Here is a 20,376-nt window from a genome sequence, read left to right on the forward strand (position 1 = left end):
CGATTTTTAGATACAAGAATCTGATTATAAATCTTAGAACCCCATTATGCTACTAAACGTTTTCCAGCCGTCAGCTGTCTTATATGCCGAAAGACTTTCGGAGGGGACTTTAAGGACACAATTAGGATTCATTTCTCCAAAGGCTTGTTCAGTACATTTTGGAGGTATTACCGCGCCTATTATTATTGATGTCAAATTAGGATTGTTGCTAAAAGTTTTCTTGCCAATTGATTCTAACTGTGTACAAGCAGAGGCATCAAATGTTGTCAACTTATAAAGTTGTGCAAAAGCACTGGATATATCGCTTGATATATATTGTAATTTAGATCCTTTTTCGAAAGATATTGTTGTTAAATTAGAGCATCCCGAAAACATCGGATTATGAAGTCTCTCTATACTTGCAGGAATCTCTATTGTCGTTAAGGATATACATTTGGCAAATGTCCCGTAACTATGCCCCATTGCAAAGCTGTTGGCTCCGCCTTCATTGAGCGAGTTAAGCATTGACGGTTTTTCAAAAGTAATTTGTTGCAAATTTGAACAGCCATAAAATGCAGCAACACCTATTGTTGTTACAGTTGATGGAATTTCAATAGCAGACAATGCAATACAATTACTGAATGCACCATGAGGTTCCCAAGAACATGCCCCGCCAATCTCTTTAAGTTTAGAATTTGATTCAAAAGAAACAACTTGTAGTTGAGTGCAATTAAAGAATGCTGAGACCCCAATAATTTCGACAGATGCGGGAATCTCGATTGATTTTAATGCGGTGCAATCTGTAAATGCGCCATAATTTATGTGTTCATAATGAGTATCATAACCACCTTTGATTATTTTGAGATTAGAATTTCTCCCAAAAGTAACGCTTGTCAGATTTGTGCAACCTTTAAATGCGGCCGCTTCTATTGTTTCCACATTTGCAGGAATTTCCACAGATGTTAATGCAGAGCAATTAGCAAAAACTCCATAACAATTAATATTATATGAAGTGTATCCGCCTTTTATTATCGTGAGTTTTGAACCTTGTTCAAATTTGAGTTCCGCTAATCTTGAACAATCTTGAAAAGCCGATTGGTCAATTGTTTCAACATTTGCAGGAATCAGAATCGAGGTTAAAAGGCTATTATAAAACGCTTTTTCTCCAATCGTTATAAGACCTTTCGGCAATATGCATTTTTCTATTTTTGAATTTATAAAGGCTTGAGATGGAATTTCATTAATATTGGAAGCTGAAATATCGAGGTTTCGCAATTGGGGGAGTCGGTTTCGAATTAAATAAAAATCGAGTTCTCCTAATTCGCCTGTAATTGTCAATGATTCTATTTTGGCATAATCATAGTCCACAAGAACTGTTTCCAACATTCCTTTTTGGGAAACATCCACTGTAATATTTAGAAGCTCTTCACCAGCCTGATAAATGATAGCTGTTTCCTTGAATTCTCCATAGTAAAATGTGATTTGTCCCTCTCGCTGTTCTCTGCTTTCATTTTGTGCAACAGTAAATGTCGCTGTACCACCGTAGGTGTCTTTGAACATAACCCATTCTTTACAACTGTCATCAATCCGATATTCAAAGTTAAAAGTTGTTTTAACTTCAATATGAGCTTCACCACCTGTTGCATCCATCTCTATTTTAGATGGAGAAATAATAAGCTCACCATGGCGTTGTGTTATTGTAAGGGTTTCATTTGCAGTCCCGCAAGAAAACAAGAATGTCGTGCTCCGTTCTTTCTTTTCATTATTTTCCATTACCATAAAGGTTACCTCGTCCCAGTCTTTACCATCAGATTGGGAGGGCGTACACCACGGGGCGCCACCTGTCAACGTCCAATCACGGCTGCTATAAACATAAATGGATTGCTTTTCTCTGCTAATATCAAAAGATAATTTGTTTTGACTAAGTTCGATGGTATCTTCTTTTGGATTTTGTTTGTCGATTTCATTTCCACCCTCAGAGCAACCACAAATCATCAGTACAACCAGCGTAAATAAGGCTATTTTTTTCATAATCGTTATTCGAAATGCTAATATTTGCCAATTTGAATATCCACGAAATCCGACCAACCACCATTCATACTTATTTCGGTTACAGGCAGTCCGAATATGTTGCGCGATTTTGAAATCGTGGTATAATGTTCTTTTAAACGATTTCCATAGATAGCAACCGACCCTATATCTCCTGCTCCATCAGGACAAAACATAAACAGATTTACGGGCTGGCCTTGATTGGATATTTCTATGGCCATACATCCCGAACTCAATAGTTCCGATTTGAGGTTCACCGTTAAATGTTGAAATGCAGGACTTGCCTTAATGTTACGATGCAAATTCGTAACGATAGCTTGACTTCGCTCATTGAGCCGACAGGGTGGGAACATAATTCATCATTTATATACATCCAACCCCCAGATGTGATTAGTAAAAAAAAGAAAGCGCAGGGCTGCTGACTTATTTTAGTGCGACAGGTCGTAGGAAACCCAATAGATAAAATAAGCAACAACCCCACGCCTGTATCGTGAAGATACGACGGGAGGGCAATGCCACTTATTCTCTCTATTGTGCTTGGAATTTCCTACGTTCGTCACACGAGAATAAAGTTACACTTCCGTAATTCAATATGTCTCCCACAAAAGTAGAAAACAATCGTCGGAAATGCAACGGCTTTGCACCTCTTTTTTCGAGGTTGTTGCAGATACAAATTTCGCCAAAACAAAATTGCAATCCAACGGCGATACGACTGGAAAGTAAACTTTGTTCTTTGCTTATTGGGATAGTAGGCTTTGTTCTCGGCTTTAAGCCTGCATAAGCCCTCAAAATGTACGTTATATCAGTCAAATACAAACGATTATTGAGTTCCTGTCTGCATAAAGTTCATATTTCTACAAGAGTGATGACATTACAGAACACAATAGTCGTTATTCCAGACACTTATCGAACTTATTAAGTATCTATCCGCTTTGTTCTTCCGTAAAAGAGAATACCCCTGCTGTTGTGAAACAGCAAGGGTATTTCATAATTTATTCCTGATTAATAATAACATTATCTGTTGTACATATACGCTTTTTAAGTTCTTTGTGGAATACAGTAATACGAGCTTTAAAAAATGCAAAATAATCGTTTGTCCATATTCCAAATTTATCTAAATTAACTATTAGATGAGTTTTCATTGTTTCACTCAAACATTCATTATGCTTTGCAAAAGTTCTCATATATTGACTTGGAGCTTTTGCTCCAATAACTCTTTTATTTAAGTAATCATCTACAATTGTAATATTAGCAATATGATTTGCATAAAAATCTTCGACACCATGCTTAGATAGATACGCCTTAGGAAAAAAATGGTGATAGTTTTTGCTATTAGCTTGTTTTAACCAATCATTGCTAATTCTTACAATTGAGTTATCATTAAATGATTTTGGTTGATGATATGCAAGGATACATAATAATGATTTTATATAACTCCGACTTACACTAAACCATCCTTGGCTTTCAATATATTGAGTACTAATGTCTATAACCCAGTCGTATGTTGGTAGCTGATTGTTAATTATTAAATCGATTTTCTTTATATCTTGAGCTAATTTTGTTTCCACTGATGATGAAAATCGACCAGATAATGCACATCTCCAAAAATAATCTTGCAAATATTGTTGCATATTTCCAATTGGCTTTTCAGGGTGCTGATAAAAGAAATAGGCAAAGGGAACTATTAACGCATTGTATGGAAGTAAATGACTAACTGGAATTCGGTATGAATTTCGAAAATACTCTATTGCTCGTTCAATAGCATCAATTCCCTTATCCCAACAGGCAATAAATTTATTTTTATCTAATTTTAATATTTGCTTCCGTGTACATTCTTTAGACAATAATATAGATATGGTTTGCAAAACCGTAATATCTGGTATCGTATCATAATTTAGAGGTCGAATAGAATCTATAAAATTGTTAAATTTCTCTGATAGGTCAAAATCTTTTTCTGCATCAAAAGTTTTAGCTACCATAATTTCGAATAAGGATAAAGGTTGTCCGCTAACATTTATTCGAGTAAAAACTTCAGTTGCAACATCTAGAGATGCATCTTTTAGTGTAATTATTGAAAACAAGTAGCTTCCTATTCTGTTTTTATATTCATCTAATTTTGTATGATATTTTAAATCATATTGTGAAAGATGAGCAAGTCCACCATATATTAAATCAGTAAGTTTAATATATTGCCCTTCCGTTAGGTTCTGAACATCGCATACAACAATTTGCTCGTCGTCTAAAGCCTCTAGATTAATGAATATATTTGAATAATCAACTGTCAAATGTTCTTGGTTTATTTGCGCACCTCTTAAACTAGCAAATAAACTTGTTAACCGTTGTTGGCCATCTAACACAAAATTGACGAAATCACCATTCTCTGGGTTTGGAAGAACAATGCCTCCAATATTCCGAATAGAGCGTAAACGCTCTTTCGTTTTCCAAAAAATAAAAGTACCTATTGGATATCCTTTTATGATACTATCTATTAAATTGGCAGATTTTTCTATATCCCATACAAAATCTCTTTGGAATTGGGGAATTTTTATTAATCCTTTTTCAATATCTCCTATTAGCCCAGAAAAAGTCACGGTCAGAGGTTCAGGTAGTGTCATAATACGAATAATTTAAAATGGTTTATTACAAATATACAAAAACCCCGTCATACGACTAATGCAATGACGGGGTTTTATCAAATTATTCCACAAACCACCTGTACTCGGCATCCCCCTCGATGACTCTGCCGATACCCGTGATAAGTTCGGTAGCGTTCAGCGAACGGTCGAGGAACGTGTCGATGTAACTCGACTTGTTGGCTCCCGTAAAGAGGTTGTAAACCCTCCAAAGGTCAATCTCTGGATTGTCCCCTCGCGAGAAGTTCTCGTCAGCGTAATACGCCTTTGCGACTGCGTTGATATGGCAGTCCGTAAACTCCATAGCAGGCAATGCCTTTCGCTCGGCTGTGGGCAGGTATTGATACAACCGTGTCTTGCCGATAAGCTGGGCGAACTGGTGTTCGGTAAGGTGTCGTTCCTGCATTGCGGCCATCCGCTTTACATGGCGTTCGGCATCGTATTCTCGGAACAAGCGCAAGGTGGCATCGAACAAGTCCTGCACGCCCATCACCCGCAGTTCGCTTTTGAATCCGTCCGTCGATACGCAGAGGTTACAGCACACGAGGTTCTTGAACCCGATGAAGACCTTGAATTTCTCCACAGTCTTCTTGGAATAGAGGTTCTCGTGGTTGTAGGCTCTTACTCCTCCAATCGAAAGGTTCAGTCTGTTCCCTGCCACATCCTCGTAAATCGTGGGTATCTCGAAACAGAAAGCCATCCGCTCGTAGTAGATGGTCTTGTCGGTTTCGAGAAGCTGGTTCACGGGCTTGTGGATAGCCTCTGGAATCCGTCCCTTGATGATATGGGACACGACTATATCGGGAGCGTCGATTACCTCCTGCGGGAACATACGGTGTGCAGCACCCAGCACCGTTTCGATAAAACTCTGGTGGGAAATGGTCACCTCGTTGTCCTTGCTGAATACGGGAACGACGCAATCCTCTCTCAAATGGGCTATATCGACTGGCTTGGTGTTGGCCTCGATAAAATGGCGGTTATGCCGTACACCCAAAGGAACGACAACACCTGTCGTTGCAGGTTGGGCAGGTTGTTCCTCTACGGTCGTTGCCACCTCTGTGGCAGGGTTATCGAGGAAAGGACTGTCGGAGTTCAGACCGACGGCAAATTCGGGATTAGGCTGAAACGCTGGGTACATGGTGGTAGGGAGTTTGAGGTTGAACACTCGGTTGTGCAGGCTGTGCCATATTGCACCATTTGAGGATGGCTTGCCCCACAGCAGGCGTGATGAGGAATTCGGGACGGCCTGTGAACAGTCCCGTGCGGTCTTTGGATGTGGTGGCCTTGTGGTTCATCGCTATATCCAAAACCGCGGTGAACTCGTAATCCACGTTGTCGCGCTGTACGGCTTTCAAGCCCACCTTCTCTGGAACCATCTTACCGTTCTTGTCCGAAAGCACATAATCCTGCTTGCTGCGCATGGTGCAGATCACATGAGCGGAGGATGTCAGAATCCGCTGGATAAAGGCGTTCTGACGGGGCGTGACCTTGGCCCAGTTGGCAAAGGAGTTGCCTTGCAGGTTGGCGTGGAAATCCAGCAGATAATCCCAGCAATGGGAGATGCTGTCGATGATGATTACCTCGGCTCCTGCCTGCTCACAGATGCCGATGGCCTCAATGTAAGTTTCGGGAGCATAGTTTTCGAGGGTGAGGACTTGATAACCGCCCAGATGGGCATAAAGGTCTGCCGAACAGTTCTCGGAATCAATGACAGCGATTTTAGACCAGTCGCCTGTCATTCCGTAAGCGATAAGGAGCGACGAATAGGTCTTGCCGCTGCCTGAAGCTCCCGCCAGCGCAAGCCGCATCTTGGCTGCACGACGCATGGATTGTCTCAATTGCATAACTCTACAAATTAGATGATTAGTAAATGATTAAACTAATCATAATCGTTGCGGCTTTTGTATTCGTTCTGCAATTTTTCTCGATAATCTACCATAAAAAATCCCTCCCCGAATTTCGTTTTCCAAACCAAATAGGGGGGAGGGGGTTTTACGGAGTATTTGCAAGCGGGCAGGATATTAGAAAATAAATCTGAACCTCTGGTCGAGTCTGTTCTGTTTAGAATCCATATTTCTCTTCTCTTTTTTTGAAGGCTTCACGTCCTCCTTCAAGGATTTCAGTAATATGCTCTCTTATTCCCATACTAAACAGAACACCTTTGGCTGTTTCTTGTTTAGAAAATGTATGCTCTAAGGCTCCGTTAACATACTCAAATCGACAAGATTCATTATTCCTATTTTCATCTTGTCCTCTTTGATTTGCAACAATAATATTCTCACTATCAGCACCAACAACAATATTGGGATTATGGGTAACAATGATTAACTGCCTATTCTCCTTTCTCTTTCTAATAAACTGCACTAAGTCATTATAAATAGATCGGTTGTCCAAATTATCTTCTGGTTGATCTATTAAGATAGGGCAATTCGCTTCGCTAAGTTCAATAAGAAGTTTTAGAACTGCAAGATTAGCTTTACCTGGCGACATTTTAGCCATCTCGTCACCACCAATGCTTAATTCCCAATAATCAAAGAATTCATCTCTAAATAATGTCTTTATGCTATCTTTAGGTTCTTTATACTTACGATAGGTGGCATTCCCTTGAATAATTAAATCAAAAATAAGTTTAATCTCATTAAAGTGATTTGTAAAATCAACATCAGGTAAACTATTATTATCCCGTTCAGATAATAGATCAAATTGACTGAAATCAGTTGACCTTTGATTGAAAAATTCTAAAAAATTATTTCTAAATCGATTATAATAAAATTTAATAGATCCTGTTAGGCAAATATCTGCTATGGATGCCGCTTTTGCATTTAACACTTCAATAATTCGTCTATATTCAGAATAAGCATCTTCATATCCTTTTAAGAATTTGCTTTTCTCGTTATCTCTTAATTCCTCTAAGGTCTTAATTTGATCTTCAATGTTACTTATGCGCAATAGTTTGGTTCTTTCGCGTTTAATCTCCTCTTCAATAGAAATTATTTGCTCCCGATTTTGGAGTTTTGCCTTAATGGGGGACAGTTGTGCCTCAATCTCTTTATTTATTTCATCAATCCTAGAGCTAAATTTACTTTTTCTCTGTTCTCCAACTGTTTTAAGAGATTCGATTTCTTGTTGAAATCCAATTATTTTAGAACTGATTGCCGAAAATATATTATTAAAATATTGAGTTTTGGATATTTCTGTCGCTACTTTTAATCGAGAATTTATGTTCGCTATTAAAGAGTCAAGCCCTGTAAAAACACTATCTAAACTTGCATATTCATTAGTTATATTAGCTTGTATAGCCTGTGTTTTATCACTCCTTTTAGTTAACGTATTATACTTTATCAATTCTGCATCTACCACAGAATTCCCCTTCAGAACCTCAATAGACGTATTTAAATGGGCAATTTGATTGTTAATACCTAAAACATCCCCAATATCTTTTTTCTGTTGTTTTAATACATCAATCTGATCTTGAATCTTAAAATATTCATCAATAGCATTGTCTCTGACATTATCAAGCTCTTTAACTTTTTGTATAAACTCATCATAATGTAGCTTGCTTTCATTGTCCTGTAGAAGAATATCTCGAATAAATTTGCCTAATTCTTTTCTGGAATTACTTTGTATATTAGAGGTCAAATTAATAATATATGATTGTGGGATATATACAAATTGTCGGCTTCTCGCCGTGGTATTATCGTTATATTTATATTGCACATTATCCTCCCATTCTACGATAAAATCGAAGCTTTCCGTCCCTCTAAAATTATAGCTATCAACTACCGTTTGAGAAATCTCCTTTTGTTCTTGTTTGCAGGCATATTTATAATCTATTGCATTTGCTATATAATGGAGTAATAAAGATTTTCCTGATGATTTTCCACCAATGATAGTATTTAAATCTGGATTTAAATATATCTTTTGGGGAGTAAAATCAGAGTGCCCTGTGAATTGTACGGATTTAATAACCCTATCTAGCCTTTTATTATTGGGGTTATCTCGTTGAATTTTTCGTCTCAATTCTGGTTCAAAGATTACCTGCCTAAGCCCTTCAAACGTAGAGCTTGCTTTCAACCAAGTAAAACAATGCCCTAATTCTTTCGGTGTAGTATTAATTTTATTGGCAGCAAATCGATGTGCATCACTGCAATGTAATAATCTACTATTTACACCTTGCGCTTTTAATGAGGCTATTCCTTTATTGGCCTCTTCCGCAGAGGGAGAGGCACTAAAAATAAAATGAACATCGTTAATAATCGTCTTTTTATCAGCAATTGATCCATCCCATCTAAATTGTTCCCATTCAGTTTTGCCTATTGCCTTAAAATATTTTCCATCTAGATAAGTATTAGGCTCAGCTCCTTCTCCTAACAACTCTTTAATTTTAGAAATTTCAAAATTTATGTTATTAAATCCGATTTCGAGCGGATTACAACTTCCTCGTTTCTCTATTGGAGTTGAATCATAGATGTGTTTCCCGAAATCTAATAATGATTCTTTTGTAACAACCCCACCCCAAGAATAACCGTCAGTATATTCGGAATTAAGATTTGCTTTCCCTCGTAATCCAGCAAGAAAATGGCATTCTATAACTTCAACAGGTAATTGAGAGATGTCCGCAAAAATAATATGATAATTAATACGATTAAGTTTATCATTCCCTACAAATTCTTTAATCCGAACCTCAATGACAGGCAGAATCAATTCAATATTTTGCAGTCTTCCTTCTTTTTTATATTCTAGAACCTTTTTGTAGCCATCTAGAAATAAATAGTCATTAATTCCTATAACTTTTATTTCTTGGGGTAAATTCTCTAGTTCTGATAGGAATTTACTCCAAACCTCGTCTGTATCGCCACCGTAATCAGAACACAATGATGATGGGGTATGTATATGAAGATCCCATTTTTTCCATTCAGAACCTCTAAGTCTATAAGTTTCCATAAACGTGAAATAAAACTCTATTACACAAATATATGGATTTTTTTAAGACAAAAAAGACTAATAGTATATTTAATTGCAATAAATGGTAAGATGTATTTTATTGATTGGCTACGTAAGGGGCGTGTATCTAAAACTCAAAACCGCTGAAATTCTCTTTGTCCTGTTCTATTACCTCCCGATACTGGCCTTGCATATCGAGCACCTTTATAAAATAAGGCAACGATACCTTTTCGGGCAGGTTCTTGCATCGTTTATCGAGTTGGTAGGTTATGCTTATTGGCTCTGTTCTCGATAAGCCTATTGCATTATACTTGGTAAGCAGTACAGACATAGCCCGTTTATCCCAGTTAGGAATGGCAACACCTTTCGCCTTGCAGAAATCGCATAGCTCCTTATAAATCCCTGCATTGGTCTTTTTAACAGAGGAATTGATAAAACAGCCTGCTGTCAATTCATAGCCGTTAGAAATAGGCTTTATAAGCCCTAATTGCAGACACTCTTTAATGAGAGCTGTTATCGTGTTTCTCGATAAACCGATACTCTTTGCAATCTGGCTGTTACTTCATTGAATGGTATCCGTATTATTAAGGCAGATTGCCTTTAATAAGAGCAGAAACCCTGCAATCTTGGCGGGATAGTTTCTCTTAAAGTAACTGCTATCCAAAAAGAAATAGTCTTTAATAGCTGGCTTTATAAAGTAGGAATTTCGCTTTATAAATCCTCTGTCTGCATCTTCTTTAACGGTAGTCTGCACGGTCATATAACCTGCATCTTTCAGCCGTTTGATGCTCCGTCGTATGGTTCGTTCATCCAATCCCGTCAGTAAGGATAGCTTTTCTTCTGTTACATGGGAAATGTTCGTCTTGTGATTGGAGCAACATTTAATGGTTGCTCACACGTAAATATCGACGGGTTTACTGTTGCCCGTCTGAAAGTTCACGATTGATTTGGGGATTACGGTATAATTCATCGTTAGCAATGGAATTTTGATTGTTTGTAAATATAATCTCTTTTAAGTGCAGTAGTTTTCGGAAGCAGGCTACGCCGTAATGTTCTTTGGCCTGTTTACGGTTATCGAATCACTTGCGGTCTTTGATATGGTAGTACATGGTCGGGACGACTTTAATAGGTAGTGTATAAGTAGGTAATGTATATATAGGACACTTTTGAGCAGTTTGCATAGGACAGATTTGAGCAACTGTCTATTCTGTCATTCAAAAACCTACTATCTCTTTAATTGGAATCTTCCACATTTTCTGATTCTGAAATACATTCTTTATAGGAAATCTTCATTTCACACTCAAAAAATGTGGTAACACAACGCAAAGAAAAGGCAGACGAATCTGCCTTAACAAGAATGAACACAATTTGTATCGAGTGGAAGATAGTATCTCGGAATTGCCCTGCAAATATACTAAATATTTAATCAAAAGTCAAGTGATTTGATAAATATTTTTGAGAAATATTATGCTGGAAATTTTGTACCTTAGAGTTGAAGAGCACGTTGCTTTTCATCTAAAACAAACTAACTATGAAAGAGATTGTAAAAAATGAAAAAATTCAAAGTTGGAGCATTCCGCAAGAGGATTTCAACGAGGACATGATTATTAAGGGACTCGTATCTGCCCTATCAACTAAAATTTTTCCTAATGAACAGGGATTAGAAGACTGGCGTTACTTTGCGATAGCGTCAGATGGAGAGGATTTACGTAGTGGTTGGGAAGATTATATAGTTACATTGGCAGATGGTGTTGATGTAATTCTTGGCGAAGATGTCGTTAATGAGGATGTTGAACTTAGGAGTATATTGAGTTATGACATTATTGACGATGAGTATGCAGATGAATATGCCGTGTTGGTAGATGGAGAACGAGTAATATATGATTATTTAAAGCCATCTATTAAATCCACTCCAATAGAAATTGATGGGAAGCCTTTTATTAAAATTGAAGCAACTTTTCTTGAATATTCTTTTAAAAAGTAGTAATAAAGGGGCTACGGAACAATCCGTAACCCCTGTTTTCATTCATAACAAGTGTTGCATCGCCGCGTCGATTTGGCTATTCTCGAATGAATCCAAGTAAATCTGTGTCGTGGATAGGTCTGAATGTCCCAGCGATTCGGAAATGATGGCAATATTCACTCCCGAACGCTTCAAAACCGTTGCGAACGTATGCCGAGCGACATAGGTAGTCAGATGTTCGATGCCGACCCGTTGTCCGATTTTGCGTAACCAGCGATTCGTATTCGTCAGCACCTTATGCGTTCGGTCATATCTCTGCTGTTCCGTCCTATGCACACGACGGTCGAGTATCGGAAAAATATAATCTTCATCCGTCTGTCCTTGTTGCTGGTATTTGACAATGATATTCCGCATTTCTTCCGTCAGCAGAAAATTGATAGGCTTGCCCGTTTTCTTCCGAACGTATTGCACCCGTCCGTCCCGTACATTCCCGTATTTCAGCAGGGCGATGTCTGCAAAGTTAATCCCCGCACCGAAATAGCTGAACACGAAAATATCACGCGCCAATCGTTCGGAGGGATAGCCTTGCGACAAATCGAGTGCAATAACCTTGCGCACGTCCTCTTTCGTGATGGCCCGTTTCTTCGTCCGCGTATCGAATTTGCTGACTTTATAGGCATCGAACGGGTAATAATCCCGTTTCACCAACTGCAATTCTACCGCCTTGTTGAACACGCTACGCAACGTTCGAAAGAGTTGGCTAATGGTCGTATCACCGCAATCGCTCGTCCGTAACCAATTCTCATAACGACGCAACCACACGGTGTCAATATCGCTGAACGGGATTTGCAACCGCTGCCCCGTGAATTTCAGCAACGATGTACGGGAGTATTTGTAAACACCTGCATTGCCGAGTTTACCGCCGCGTTTCATGTCGTCAATCAGTTTATCGTACAATTCGACCACCGTAGCGCAACGGACTTGGTTATGAAAATGGGACACGAGCGTTTCCACCGTGTATTCACGTTGCTGGGAGGTCATTTCGACAATCAAATCGTTGTATTCCGCCGTTTTTGCGGCTATCAGCCGTTCGATTTGCTCCTTGTTGGGACAATTCCGTTTGGGCTTGCCTTTCTCGAAATCCCAAAACTTTTCGTGCAGGGAAAGGCCGAGCGAAACGTATTTGCGTTTGCGGTCTTTCGTAACTCGGAGCATTAAAGGAAATGTGCCGTCTTTGAGCGGCTTGGACTTGTAACAAACAACCTCTACGGTAGCTTTCATCGCGTAAATCTCGGTTTACACACTGGTTTACACAAACGGGCAAAAAACGTGTAAACCGACCACGGAGGCACACAAAAGAAAAACGACCTACATTGCTGTAAGTCGTTGATTTTCAGTTGTGGGAGCTGAGGGATTCGAACCCCCGACCCTCTGCTTGTAAGGCAGACGCTCTGAACCAGCTGAGCTAAGCTCCCGTTAAAAATGGCTTGGGACTGCAAAGGTAATTCAATTTTCAGGAACTCCAAATTTTTCAGCAAAATTTTTCATTCTCTTTTCATCACCTCTTTGCAGGCGTTTTTGAAAGAACCTTACGCAACCCTCGCGCATCTGCGCCTGAACAAGGACTTGAACCTAGGACCCCATGATTAACAGTCATGTGCTCTAACCAACTGAGCTATTCAGGCATTCGAAACTCGTTGTTTAACCGTTTCGGAGTGCAAATATATAGCAAAATTTCATTCCCGCAAAATTATTACACGATTTTTTCACAAAAAATGTACCTTTGCAAAACCGACATCCATACGCACCATGACGATACGACGACATATCTCACTCATAATCTTGGCCCTTTGCGCCTTGACGGCGCCGGCGCACGCCCAGTTGATTTTCACCCCCGATTCATGGGACTTCGGCACGATTCCCGAAACCGAGGGCCGCGTAAGCCACACGTTCACGGGCGAGAACCGCTCCGACAAACCCGTCGTGATCCTCGACGTGGTGACCACCTGCGGCTGCACGGTGCCCGAATTCACCAAACGGCCAATCCGTCCGGGCGAGAAAACGACAATCAAAGTAACGTTCGACCCGACCAACCGCCCCGGCGCCTTCACCAAAGAGCTGGGCGTCTACTCCTCCGAGCGGCGCAAGATCGCAACGCTCACCGTGCACGGCTCCGTCACTCCGCGCACCAAAACCACCGAAGAGCTCTATCCGGTCGATGCGGGCGGCGGTCTGCGGCTTGCTTCGACGCTCTGCACCTTCTCCTATATCCGCGAGGGACAGCAGGTCCAGTCTGCCATCGGCTGCATCAACACGTCGAACCGCCCGGTCCGTCTGGAACTGCATCCCAAGGAGTCGAGCGGCCTGCTCGCCGCCGACTACCCGCGCGAACTCGCCCCCGGCCAGACCGCCGAAATCAACCTCATGTACCTCAACCCGGAGGGCGCCCCCCGCTACGGTTCGCTGCGCGACGCGCTGGAGGTGCGGGCCGACGGCCGCGGCAACGGAACGCTGATCGTGGCCCACGGCATCGGCATCGACAAGTCCCCGGCCGACGCCCGACGGACGCCGAAAGTGCAGATAACCGAAAATATTATTAAATTTGGCCCGGTAAAACACAACGCGCCCCAACAGCAGCGCACCTTCACGCTCACCAACACGGGCGACGGCGAGCTGATCGTCCGCGCCGTGGAGACGGGCGGCAAGGTCGCGACGACGCTCACGCCGGGACAGCGCATCCCTGCCGGCAGTTCGTTCACGGCCAAGGCGACGCTCGACCCCGGCAGGCAGGAATACGGCGTGGTGACCGATTTCGTGACGATCATAACCAACGACCTCACGCGCCCGATGCGGCGGCTGCGGGCGACGGCGATCGTCGAAGACTAAAGATACGACAATGCGGCTTTACCGCGCAGGCGGATAAAAGCCGGAAACCCATTTATAAATGTACCCGATACTTGAAAAAAGACTCCTCGCAGAGGGCATCTGGCTGATGAAAGTCCTCGCACCGCGCGTCGCACGCTCGGCCCGGCCGGGACAGTTCATCATCGTCCGCGCCGATGAACACGGCGAACGCATTCCGCTCACGATCTCCGACTTCGACGCCGAAGAGGGCAGCGTCACCATCGTAACGCAGGCCATCGGCGCTTCGACGCGCAAAATCTGTTCGCTCGAAGCGGGCGAAGCGTTCGCCGACTTCGCAGGCCCGCTCGGCCACCCCTCCGAATTCGTCGAAATGCCGCTCGACGAACTCCGCAAGCGGCATTACCTCTTCGTCGCAGGCGGCGTGGGCACCGCCCCGGTCTATCCTCAGGTCAAATGGCTCAAGGAACACGGCGTCAAGGCCGACGTGATCATCGGCGCCAAGACCCGCGACATGCTCATTTACACCGACGCGATGCGCGCCGTGGCCGAAAACCTCCATATCGCCACCGACGACGGCTCCGAAGGCTTCAAAGGGCTTGTTACGCAGGTGATCGACGAACTGATCGGAAAGCAGGGCAGGCATTACGACGAATGCGTGGCCATCGGTCCGATGATCATGATGAAGTTCGTGGCCCTCACGACGAAGAAATACGCGCTGAAAACGACCGTCTCGCTCAATGCACTGATGGTCGATGGAACGGGCATGTGCGGGGCCTGCCGCGTGACGGTGGCAGGCAGGACGCGCTTCACATGCGTCGAAGGCCCCGAATTCGACGGCCACGAAGTCGATTTCGACGAAGCGATGCGCCGTCAGGGCATGTACCGCACGCAGGAACAGCGCGCCGCGGCCATCGAAGCCGAGCGTCAAGCCGGACACCAATGTAAAATAGGACTGGACAAATAAACGCACGGCGGAGCCGGCACGCCGCTCCGCCTACACACCCAAAAGCATACGACTACAATGGCAAACAAGATACCGCGCGTCCCCGTGCGCGAACAAGACCCGAAAGTACGTGCGACCAACTTCGAGGAGGTCTGCTACGGCTACGACCTCGAAGAGGCGACGCTCGAAGCGTCGCGCTGCCTGCAATGCAAGAATCCCCGCTGCGTAGCGGCCTGCCCGGTCAATATCCGCATCCCGGACTTTATCGGAGCCTTGCACCGGGGCGAGTTGCAGCAAGCGGCCGACATCATCGCCGAAGACAGTTCGCTGCCTTCGATCTGCGGCCGCGTCTGCCCGCAGGAATCGCAGTGCGAAGGCTCCTGCATTCTGGGCATCAAGAGCGAACCGGTCGCCATCGGCAAACTCGAACGTTTCGTAGGCGACTGGAAACTCGAACACGGCGCCGCGGCGCACCGCACCGCACCGCGCAACGGCCGCAGGGTCGCCGTCATCGGCAGCGGCCCGGCGGGACTGGCCTGCGCCAGCGACCTTGCGAAAATGGGTTACGGAGTCAAGATATTCGAAGCCCTGCACAAGGTGGGAGGCGTACTGGTCTACGGCATTCCCGAATTCCGTCTGCCCAAACAGCGCATCGTGGCGCGCGAGATCGCCGAAGTCGAGCGGCTCGGCGTGGAGATCGAAACCGATGTCATCGTGGGCCGCACCGTCACCGTCGATTCGCTGCTCGGCGAGGAGGGGTACGACGCCGTATTCATCGGCTCCGGCGCGGGACTTCCCCGCTTCATGGGCATTCCGGGCGAGAACCTCAACGGCGTGGTTTCGGCCAACGAATTCCTGACGCGCGCCAACCTGATGCGCGCCTACGACGACACGTACGACACCCCGATCTACGTCGGCAAGCGTGTGGTCGTGGTCGGCGGCGGCAACGTGGCGATGGATGCCGTGCGCACGGCCAAACGGCTGGGCGCCGAGGCGACGATCGTCTACCGCCGCAGCGAAAAGGAGCTTCCGGCACGTGTCGAGGAGGTCCATCACGCCAAGCAGGAGGGCATCTGCTTCCGCATGCTCACCAACCCCGCGGAGGTCCTCGGCGACGAGCGCGGCTGGGTCACCGGCATCCGGTGCGTGGAGATGGAGCTGGGCGAACCCGACCAGAGCGGCCGCCGCTCGCCCGTAGTGAAGCCCGGCTCAGAATTCGACATCGCCTGCGACGTGGTCATCATGGCGCTGGGCACCTCGCCCAATCCCCTGCTGGCCGCCACGACCGCAGGACTGGAGACCGACCGCCGCGGCTGCATCACGGCCGACGGGCAGGGCGCCACGTCGCGCGAAGGGGTCTTCGCGGGCGGCGACGCCGTAACCGGCGCCGCGACCGTCATCCTCGCCATGGGCGCAGGCCGCACAGCGGCACGGGCCATCGACGAATACCTCAGAAAGCGTTAAACATAAATATCTCACAAGCAATGAAAAGCATCAAGATCATGGCCGCCGCCATCGCTTTGTGCGGCATGACTGCCTGCGGCGACAACACGCCCAAAACCTTTACCGGCTTCATCACCGATGCGTCGATGAACACCGTAACCGTCGAGAACGCCGAAGGGACCTTCACCTTCTCGACTATGGACGCCGACAAGAGCGAAGCCAACGGCCTGCTGCTCGGCGCCCCGGTCGTCGTGGACTACAAAGGCAAGCTGGAGGACGGCGCCGCAGCCGCTAAAGTCGCCACCGACCCGACCTATGCCGAAGCCGTCGGCAAATGGACCATGCCCGACCCCATCAACCCCGAAGGCGTAATGGGCATCGACATCCTGATCGAAGGTCAGGCCCAGTCGATCAACATGGCCACGCTGCGCTACACCTCGTGGGAGCTGCAGGGCGAAGCCGGCAAAATCCTGCTCAAAGGCCAAAGCGTCGGCAACGGCCAGACCATCGACTTCACCGAGACGGGTATCATCGCCAAGGACGCCGACGGCGTATACACGCTGACCATCGAGGGCAACAAGACGGTTTACACCAAAGCGACCAAATAGCAAGGCCGCTTTACGCAGCCAAAGCATATCCCCGGCCCCGAAAAGGCCGGGGATTTTTCACGCATCCCGACGACGGCCGCAATTTGGCGAACCGATTTAAATTCTTAAATTTGTATCCGCCAATTCTACCTAAGCCATGACTAAATTACTTGCGGGAGCCTTCCTGCTCCTCTTTTCTTTTGCGGCCGCGGCCCAGACACCCGAAGACTCGGTCGCTTTCGCCGGCGCCCGCTGGCAGATCACGCCCCTCGCGGCGGGCGCCGAATGCCGCCGCGCCCAGATCGACATGTTCGATTCGCGGCAGACCGTCTCGGTGGTCGCCTACCCCGCCCGTAATTTCACGACGGAAATCATACAGCTCGACGGCAAAGCATCCCCCACGAGCGAGCTGGGCAAAGCCGCCGGAGCCGACGCCGCCCTGAACGGCAGCTACTTCAACATGAAGACGCTCGCCCCCGTAACCTTCGTACTGATCGACAAGCAGATTCTGGGCCGGACGACTCCCGGTGAGACGATGCGCACCAACGGCGTCATCGCTTTGCGCGACAAACGCGGCCGCAAAATGGACATTCTCCGCTGCGACACGACCCAATACTCCCGCATCGCCCGCCGTTACCGCTCGGCGCTGGCCGCAGGTCCGATGCTGGTCCGCGACGGCCGGAGCGTCGAATACGACTCCGAAGACAGCTTCTACGCCCGCCGCCATCCCCGCACGCTGATCGGCAAACGGGCCGACGGCACGGTCGTCATGGCCGTCATCGACGGCCGCTTCAAGGGCGAAGCCGACGGCGCAACCATCGCCGAAACAGCCTACATCGCCCGTCAGCTGGGGCTCGTCGATGCGCTGAACCTCGACGGCGGCGGTTCCTCGACGCTCTGGACAGCGCAGGAAGGCATCCTCAACCACCCCTACGACAACAAACGTTTCGACCACGAAGGCGAGCGCGGCGTTCCCAACTGCATCGTGATCCGCCGCAACAAATAGCGCCGGGAAACCACCGCCCCTCCGGCGGGAAACGCAGCGCCGGGGAACAAAAAGCCGGGAAAGCGCCGATTATTATCGGCCGGAAACACAATACCGGGAATATAAAGCCGGAAAGGCACCGCCCCTCCGGCGGGAAACGCAGTGCCGGAAACACAAACCGGACAAAGCCGGTAAAAAGACCCGAACCGGTCCAAACAGCCGGTCTCAAAAGCCGGAAAAACAGCCGGTCCAAACAGCCGATAAAAAACGTGTCCACGCGACAAAGCCCGCCGGCTCCGCCGCGGCACACGCCCGGATACGAAAAAAGCCCCGGAATTTCCGGGGCTTTTCATATTCAGTCCTATTGTCATTTGCCGACGATCTCCTCAACCCGCTCCACGATCATGGCGGGCGTCACGGCATGCAGACAACGGTAATCTCCGTAACGGCACGGTTTATTTCCGAAGACCGAGCACGGGCGGCACTCCATATCGGCCTGCACGATGCCGCGCGGATCGCAGCCGTACCCGAAGAATCCCAGACCGGGATGCGTCGCACCCCATACCGACACCACGGGCGTCGCCACGAGTGAAGCCAAATGCATGACCAGCGAATCCATCGACACCACGCAATCCAGATTGGCGATCAGGTCGATCTCGCCCGCCATCTTAACCCGTCCGAACAGCGCCGTGACATTAGGATGAAGGCGCTCCATCTCCTGCGCGAATTCCGCCTCGGCACCCCCGCCGCTATGGATGAAAACCCGGTCATAACGCCCGGCAAGCAGGCGCACCGTCTCGCGGGCCAGCGGTTCGGGATAGGTCTTGCCCTGCTGCGCCGAGAAAGGGGCGAAACCGATCCACGTCCCCGTCTTTTCACCCATCGGACTGGGATGCTCGCGCCGCACGGCCGGCTTCGGATCGTCGAACACGAATCCCAGTTTCCGGAATACGTCGCAATAGCGGACGACTGTATGTTTCGCAGGTTTGACACCCCGGCCGCCGCGCCGGATAAATTCACCCTTCTCGTCCCGGCCCTTCCCGATGGCCGCGAAGGGAATACCGTGCAGCCGCAAAGCCGTGCGGAACGTCACCGAACGCAGCACGCCGTGCACGTCGGCCACGGCATCCGCCCCCAGCCGCCGCGCTTGGGCGGCCAGCCGCCATATGCCGCACAGCGAATGGTGGGCGCCCTTGACATCGACGTCCAGAAAACCGACGTCGAGGTCCGTGAAAAAGGCCCGGAACAGCGGTCGCGTGGCAACCGTGACCTGCAGATCGGGATATGCCCGCTTCAAGGCCCGCAGCGCATGCGCGAGCATCGCCACGTCCCCCATCGCCGAGGTCCGGTACACGATCAGATGACGCGGAAGCTTCTTACTTTTTCTGACCATAAAGAACCGGGTTCAACGCCGGATCATTATACATTTTCATCTGTTTGTAGGTCTTCATGTACTTGCGGCCCGCCTCGATGTCCTCGATCAGCTCTTCGATCGCTTTCGAAAGATCCGCCTGCTGCGCCAGCAGCACGTCGAGCTTCTTCCGGCACGCCGCGCGGTGGGCGTCATCCACATCGGTACGCTCCGTCTCGCAGGCCATGTGGTAAATCTTGAGCGCCAGAATCGACAGCCGGTCGATGGCCCACGCCGGGGTCTCGGTATTGAGCCGAGCGCCGGGCAGGGGTTCTATCTCCCTGTATTTGTCGAGCAGGTACGAATCGACGTACTCCACCATGTCCGTACGCTCCTGATTGGACTTGTCGATGCGCCGTTTGATGGCCAGCGCGGCCACAGGGTCGATCTGCGGATCACGGATGATATCCTCAAGATGCCACTGCACGGTGTCGATCCAGTTCTTGTGATAGAGCAGGTGATCGATCGTTCCCGGCTCATAGGGATTCTCGACGGGGCGGTCCACATCGTCCCAGCGGTGATACTCTTCGATAACCCGGTTGAAAATGCGGTTTGCGTTTTCGGTAAACATAGT

Annotated in this window: 17 protein-coding genes and 2 tRNA genes; 6 read left to right on the forward strand and 13 right to left on the reverse strand. The window is 46.9% G+C overall.

Annotation, left to right across the window (positions count from 1 at the left end):
• Nucleotides 1–33: 33 nt before the first annotated feature.
• From ALFI_RS16430 to ALFI_RS17755, 8 genes are all read right to left on the reverse strand, one after another.
• Nucleotides 34–2,010 (reverse strand): leucine-rich repeat protein, encoded by a 1,977-nt coding sequence (locus ALFI_RS16430; protein ID WP_014774898.1) that lies wholly within the window; start codon nucleotides 2,008–2,010, stop codon nucleotides 34–36.
• A 17-nt stretch (nucleotides 2,011–2,027) separates the two neighbouring features.
• On the reverse strand, nucleotides 2,028–2,249 hold the full coding sequence (locus tag ALFI_RS16870; RefSeq protein ID WP_155835632.1) for a hypothetical protein: 222 nt from the start codon (nucleotides 2,247–2,249) through the stop codon (nucleotides 2,028–2,030).
• Between the two features lie 771 nt (nucleotides 2,250–3,020).
• The gene (locus tag ALFI_RS16435) at nucleotides 3,021–4,643 is read right to left on the reverse strand and encodes a DUF262 domain-containing protein (protein ID WP_014774899.1); all 1,623 of its coding nucleotides are present in this window, start codon (nucleotides 4,641–4,643) and stop codon (nucleotides 3,021–3,023) included.
• 82 nt (nucleotides 4,644–4,725) lie between these two features.
• The gene (locus ALFI_RS04190) at nucleotides 4,726–5,799 is read right to left on the reverse strand and encodes a DUF3871 family protein (protein ID WP_014774900.1); all 1,074 of its coding nucleotides are present in this window, start codon (nucleotides 5,797–5,799) and stop codon (nucleotides 4,726–4,728) included.
• Complete coding sequence (locus ALFI_RS04195; RefSeq protein WP_014774901.1) at nucleotides 5,777–6,505, reverse strand: AAA family ATPase; 729 nt, start codon at nucleotides 6,503–6,505, stop codon at nucleotides 5,777–5,779. The genes ALFI_RS04190 and ALFI_RS04195 overlap by 23 nt, the downstream gene beginning before the upstream one ends.
• 217 nt (nucleotides 6,506–6,722) lie before the next feature.
• Nucleotides 6,723–9,605: a TrlF family AAA-like ATPase gene (locus ALFI_RS04200; RefSeq protein ID WP_014774902.1), complete on the reverse strand. Its 2,883-nt coding sequence runs from the start codon at nucleotides 9,603–9,605 to the stop codon at nucleotides 6,723–6,725.
• Between the two features lie 127 nt (nucleotides 9,606–9,732).
• Nucleotides 9,733–10,155, reverse strand: a complete 423-nt coding sequence (locus ALFI_RS17750) for a hypothetical protein (RefSeq protein ID WP_368028336.1) — start codon at nucleotides 10,153–10,155, stop codon at nucleotides 9,733–9,735.
• Nucleotides 10,156–10,167: 12 nt separating this feature from the next.
• Nucleotides 10,168–10,491 (reverse strand): hypothetical protein, encoded by a 324-nt coding sequence (locus tag ALFI_RS17755; RefSeq protein ID WP_417189962.1) that lies wholly within the window; start codon nucleotides 10,489–10,491, stop codon nucleotides 10,168–10,170.
• A 645-nt stretch (nucleotides 10,492–11,136) separates the two neighbouring features.
• Here ALFI_RS17755 and ALFI_RS04215 point away from each other — a divergent pair.
• Entirely contained in the window at nucleotides 11,137–11,589 is a 453-nt protein-coding gene (locus ALFI_RS04215) for a hypothetical protein (RefSeq protein WP_042493281.1), read from the forward strand.
• Nucleotides 11,590–11,631: 42 nt separating this feature from the next.
• Here the strand turns inward: ALFI_RS04215 and ALFI_RS04220 are convergent, their stop codons facing one another.
• The 3 genes from ALFI_RS04220 to ALFI_RS04230 form a co-directional block, all read right to left on the reverse strand.
• The gene (locus tag ALFI_RS04220; protein ID WP_014774904.1) at nucleotides 11,632–12,849 is read right to left on the reverse strand and encodes a site-specific integrase; all 1,218 of its coding nucleotides are present in this window, start codon (nucleotides 12,847–12,849) and stop codon (nucleotides 11,632–11,634) included.
• 119 nt (nucleotides 12,850–12,968) lie between these two features.
• Nucleotides 12,969–13,043: transfer RNA gene (locus ALFI_RS04225), tRNA-Val, on the reverse strand.
• A 136-nt stretch (nucleotides 13,044–13,179) separates the two neighbouring features.
• Nucleotides 13,180–13,253, reverse strand: a tRNA-Asn gene (locus ALFI_RS04230).
• A gap of 124 nt (nucleotides 13,254–13,377) precedes the next feature.
• Here ALFI_RS04230 and ALFI_RS04235 point away from each other — a divergent pair.
• From ALFI_RS04235 to ALFI_RS04255, 5 genes are all read left to right on the forward strand, one after another.
• Nucleotides 13,378–14,454, forward strand: a complete 1,077-nt coding sequence (locus ALFI_RS04235) for a DUF1573 domain-containing protein (RefSeq protein WP_014774905.1) — start codon at nucleotides 13,378–13,380, stop codon at nucleotides 14,452–14,454.
• 58 nt (nucleotides 14,455–14,512) lie between these two features.
• Nucleotides 14,513–15,397, forward strand: a complete 885-nt coding sequence (locus ALFI_RS04240; RefSeq protein ID WP_009599061.1) for a sulfide/dihydroorotate dehydrogenase-like FAD/NAD-binding protein — start codon at nucleotides 14,513–14,515, stop codon at nucleotides 15,395–15,397.
• Between the two features lie 57 nt (nucleotides 15,398–15,454).
• On the forward strand, nucleotides 15,455–16,840 hold the full coding sequence (gltA, locus tag ALFI_RS04245; protein ID WP_009599034.1) for an NADPH-dependent glutamate synthase: 1,386 nt from the start codon (nucleotides 15,455–15,457) through the stop codon (nucleotides 16,838–16,840).
• 20 nt (nucleotides 16,841–16,860) lie between these two features.
• A complete protein-coding gene (locus tag ALFI_RS04250; RefSeq protein ID WP_014774906.1) occupies nucleotides 16,861–17,427 on the forward strand; it encodes a lipocalin family protein in 567 nt (188 codons plus the stop codon).
• 136 nt (nucleotides 17,428–17,563) lie between these two features.
• Nucleotides 17,564–18,412: a phosphodiester glycosidase family protein gene (locus ALFI_RS04255; protein ID WP_014774907.1), complete on the forward strand. Its 849-nt coding sequence runs from the start codon at nucleotides 17,564–17,566 to the stop codon at nucleotides 18,410–18,412.
• A 346-nt stretch (nucleotides 18,413–18,758) separates the two neighbouring features.
• Here ALFI_RS04255 and ALFI_RS04260 read toward each other — a convergent pair whose 3' ends face one another.
• A complete protein-coding gene (locus ALFI_RS04260; protein WP_009599065.1) occupies nucleotides 18,759–19,784 on the reverse strand; it encodes a glycosyltransferase family 9 protein in 1,026 nt (341 codons plus the stop codon).
• Complete coding sequence (locus tag ALFI_RS04265; protein WP_009599048.1) at nucleotides 19,768–20,373, reverse strand: DUF4254 domain-containing protein; 606 nt, start codon at nucleotides 20,371–20,373, stop codon at nucleotides 19,768–19,770. The genes ALFI_RS04260 and ALFI_RS04265 overlap by 17 nt, the downstream gene beginning before the upstream one ends.
• Between the last annotated feature and the right edge of the window lie 3 nt (nucleotides 20,374–20,376).

The sequence above is a fragment of the Alistipes finegoldii DSM 17242 genome (genome assembly GCF_000265365.1).
GTDB classification, from domain to species: domain Bacteria; phylum Bacteroidota; class Bacteroidia; order Bacteroidales; family Rikenellaceae; genus Alistipes; species Alistipes finegoldii.

What these genes read in the sequence shown, in the direction of transcription:
- ALFI_RS16430 (WP_014774898.1), bottom strand. Translation starts at nt 2,010, where the DNA reads ATGAAAAAAATAGCCTTATTTACGCTGGTTGTACTGATGATTTGTGGT.
- ALFI_RS16870 (WP_155835632.1), bottom strand. Translation starts at nt 2,249, where the DNA reads ATGGCCATAGAAATATCCAATCAAGGCCAGCCCGTAAATCTGTTTATG.
- ALFI_RS16435 (WP_014774899.1), bottom strand. Translation starts at nt 4,643, where the DNA reads ATGACACTACCTGAACCTCTGACCGTGACTTTTTCTGGGCTAATAGGA.
- ALFI_RS04190 (WP_014774900.1), bottom strand. Translation starts at nt 5,799, where the DNA reads ATGTACCCAGCGTTTCAGCCTAATCCCGAATTTGCCGTCGGTCTGAAC.
- ALFI_RS04195 (WP_014774901.1), bottom strand. Translation starts at nt 6,505, where the DNA reads ATGCAATTGAGACAATCCATGCGTCGTGCAGCCAAGATGCGGCTTGCG.
- ALFI_RS04200 (WP_014774902.1), bottom strand. Translation starts at nt 9,605, where the DNA reads ATGGAAACTTATAGACTTAGAGGTTCTGAATGGAAAAAATGGGATCTT.
- ALFI_RS04215 (WP_042493281.1), top strand. Translation starts at nt 11,137, where the DNA reads ATGAAAGAGATTGTAAAAAATGAAAAAATTCAAAGTTGGAGCATTCCG.
- ALFI_RS04220 (WP_014774904.1), bottom strand. Translation starts at nt 12,849, where the DNA reads ATGAAAGCTACCGTAGAGGTTGTTTGTTACAAGTCCAAGCCGCTCAAA.
- ALFI_RS04235 (WP_014774905.1), top strand. Translation starts at nt 13,378, where the DNA reads ATGACGATACGACGACATATCTCACTCATAATCTTGGCCCTTTGCGCC.
- ALFI_RS04240 (WP_009599061.1), top strand. Translation starts at nt 14,513, where the DNA reads ATGTACCCGATACTTGAAAAAAGACTCCTCGCAGAGGGCATCTGGCTG.
- gltA (WP_009599034.1), top strand. Translation starts at nt 15,455, where the DNA reads ATGGCAAACAAGATACCGCGCGTCCCCGTGCGCGAACAAGACCCGAAA.
- ALFI_RS04250 (WP_014774906.1), top strand. Translation starts at nt 16,861, where the DNA reads ATGAAAAGCATCAAGATCATGGCCGCCGCCATCGCTTTGTGCGGCATG.
- ALFI_RS04255 (WP_014774907.1), top strand. Translation starts at nt 17,564, where the DNA reads ATGACTAAATTACTTGCGGGAGCCTTCCTGCTCCTCTTTTCTTTTGCG.
- ALFI_RS04260 (WP_009599065.1), bottom strand. Translation starts at nt 19,784, where the DNA reads ATGGTCAGAAAAAGTAAGAAGCTTCCGCGTCATCTGATCGTGTACCGG.
- ALFI_RS04265 (WP_009599048.1), bottom strand. Translation starts at nt 20,373, where the DNA reads ATGTTTACCGAAAACGCAAACCGCATTTTCAACCGGGTTATCGAAGAG.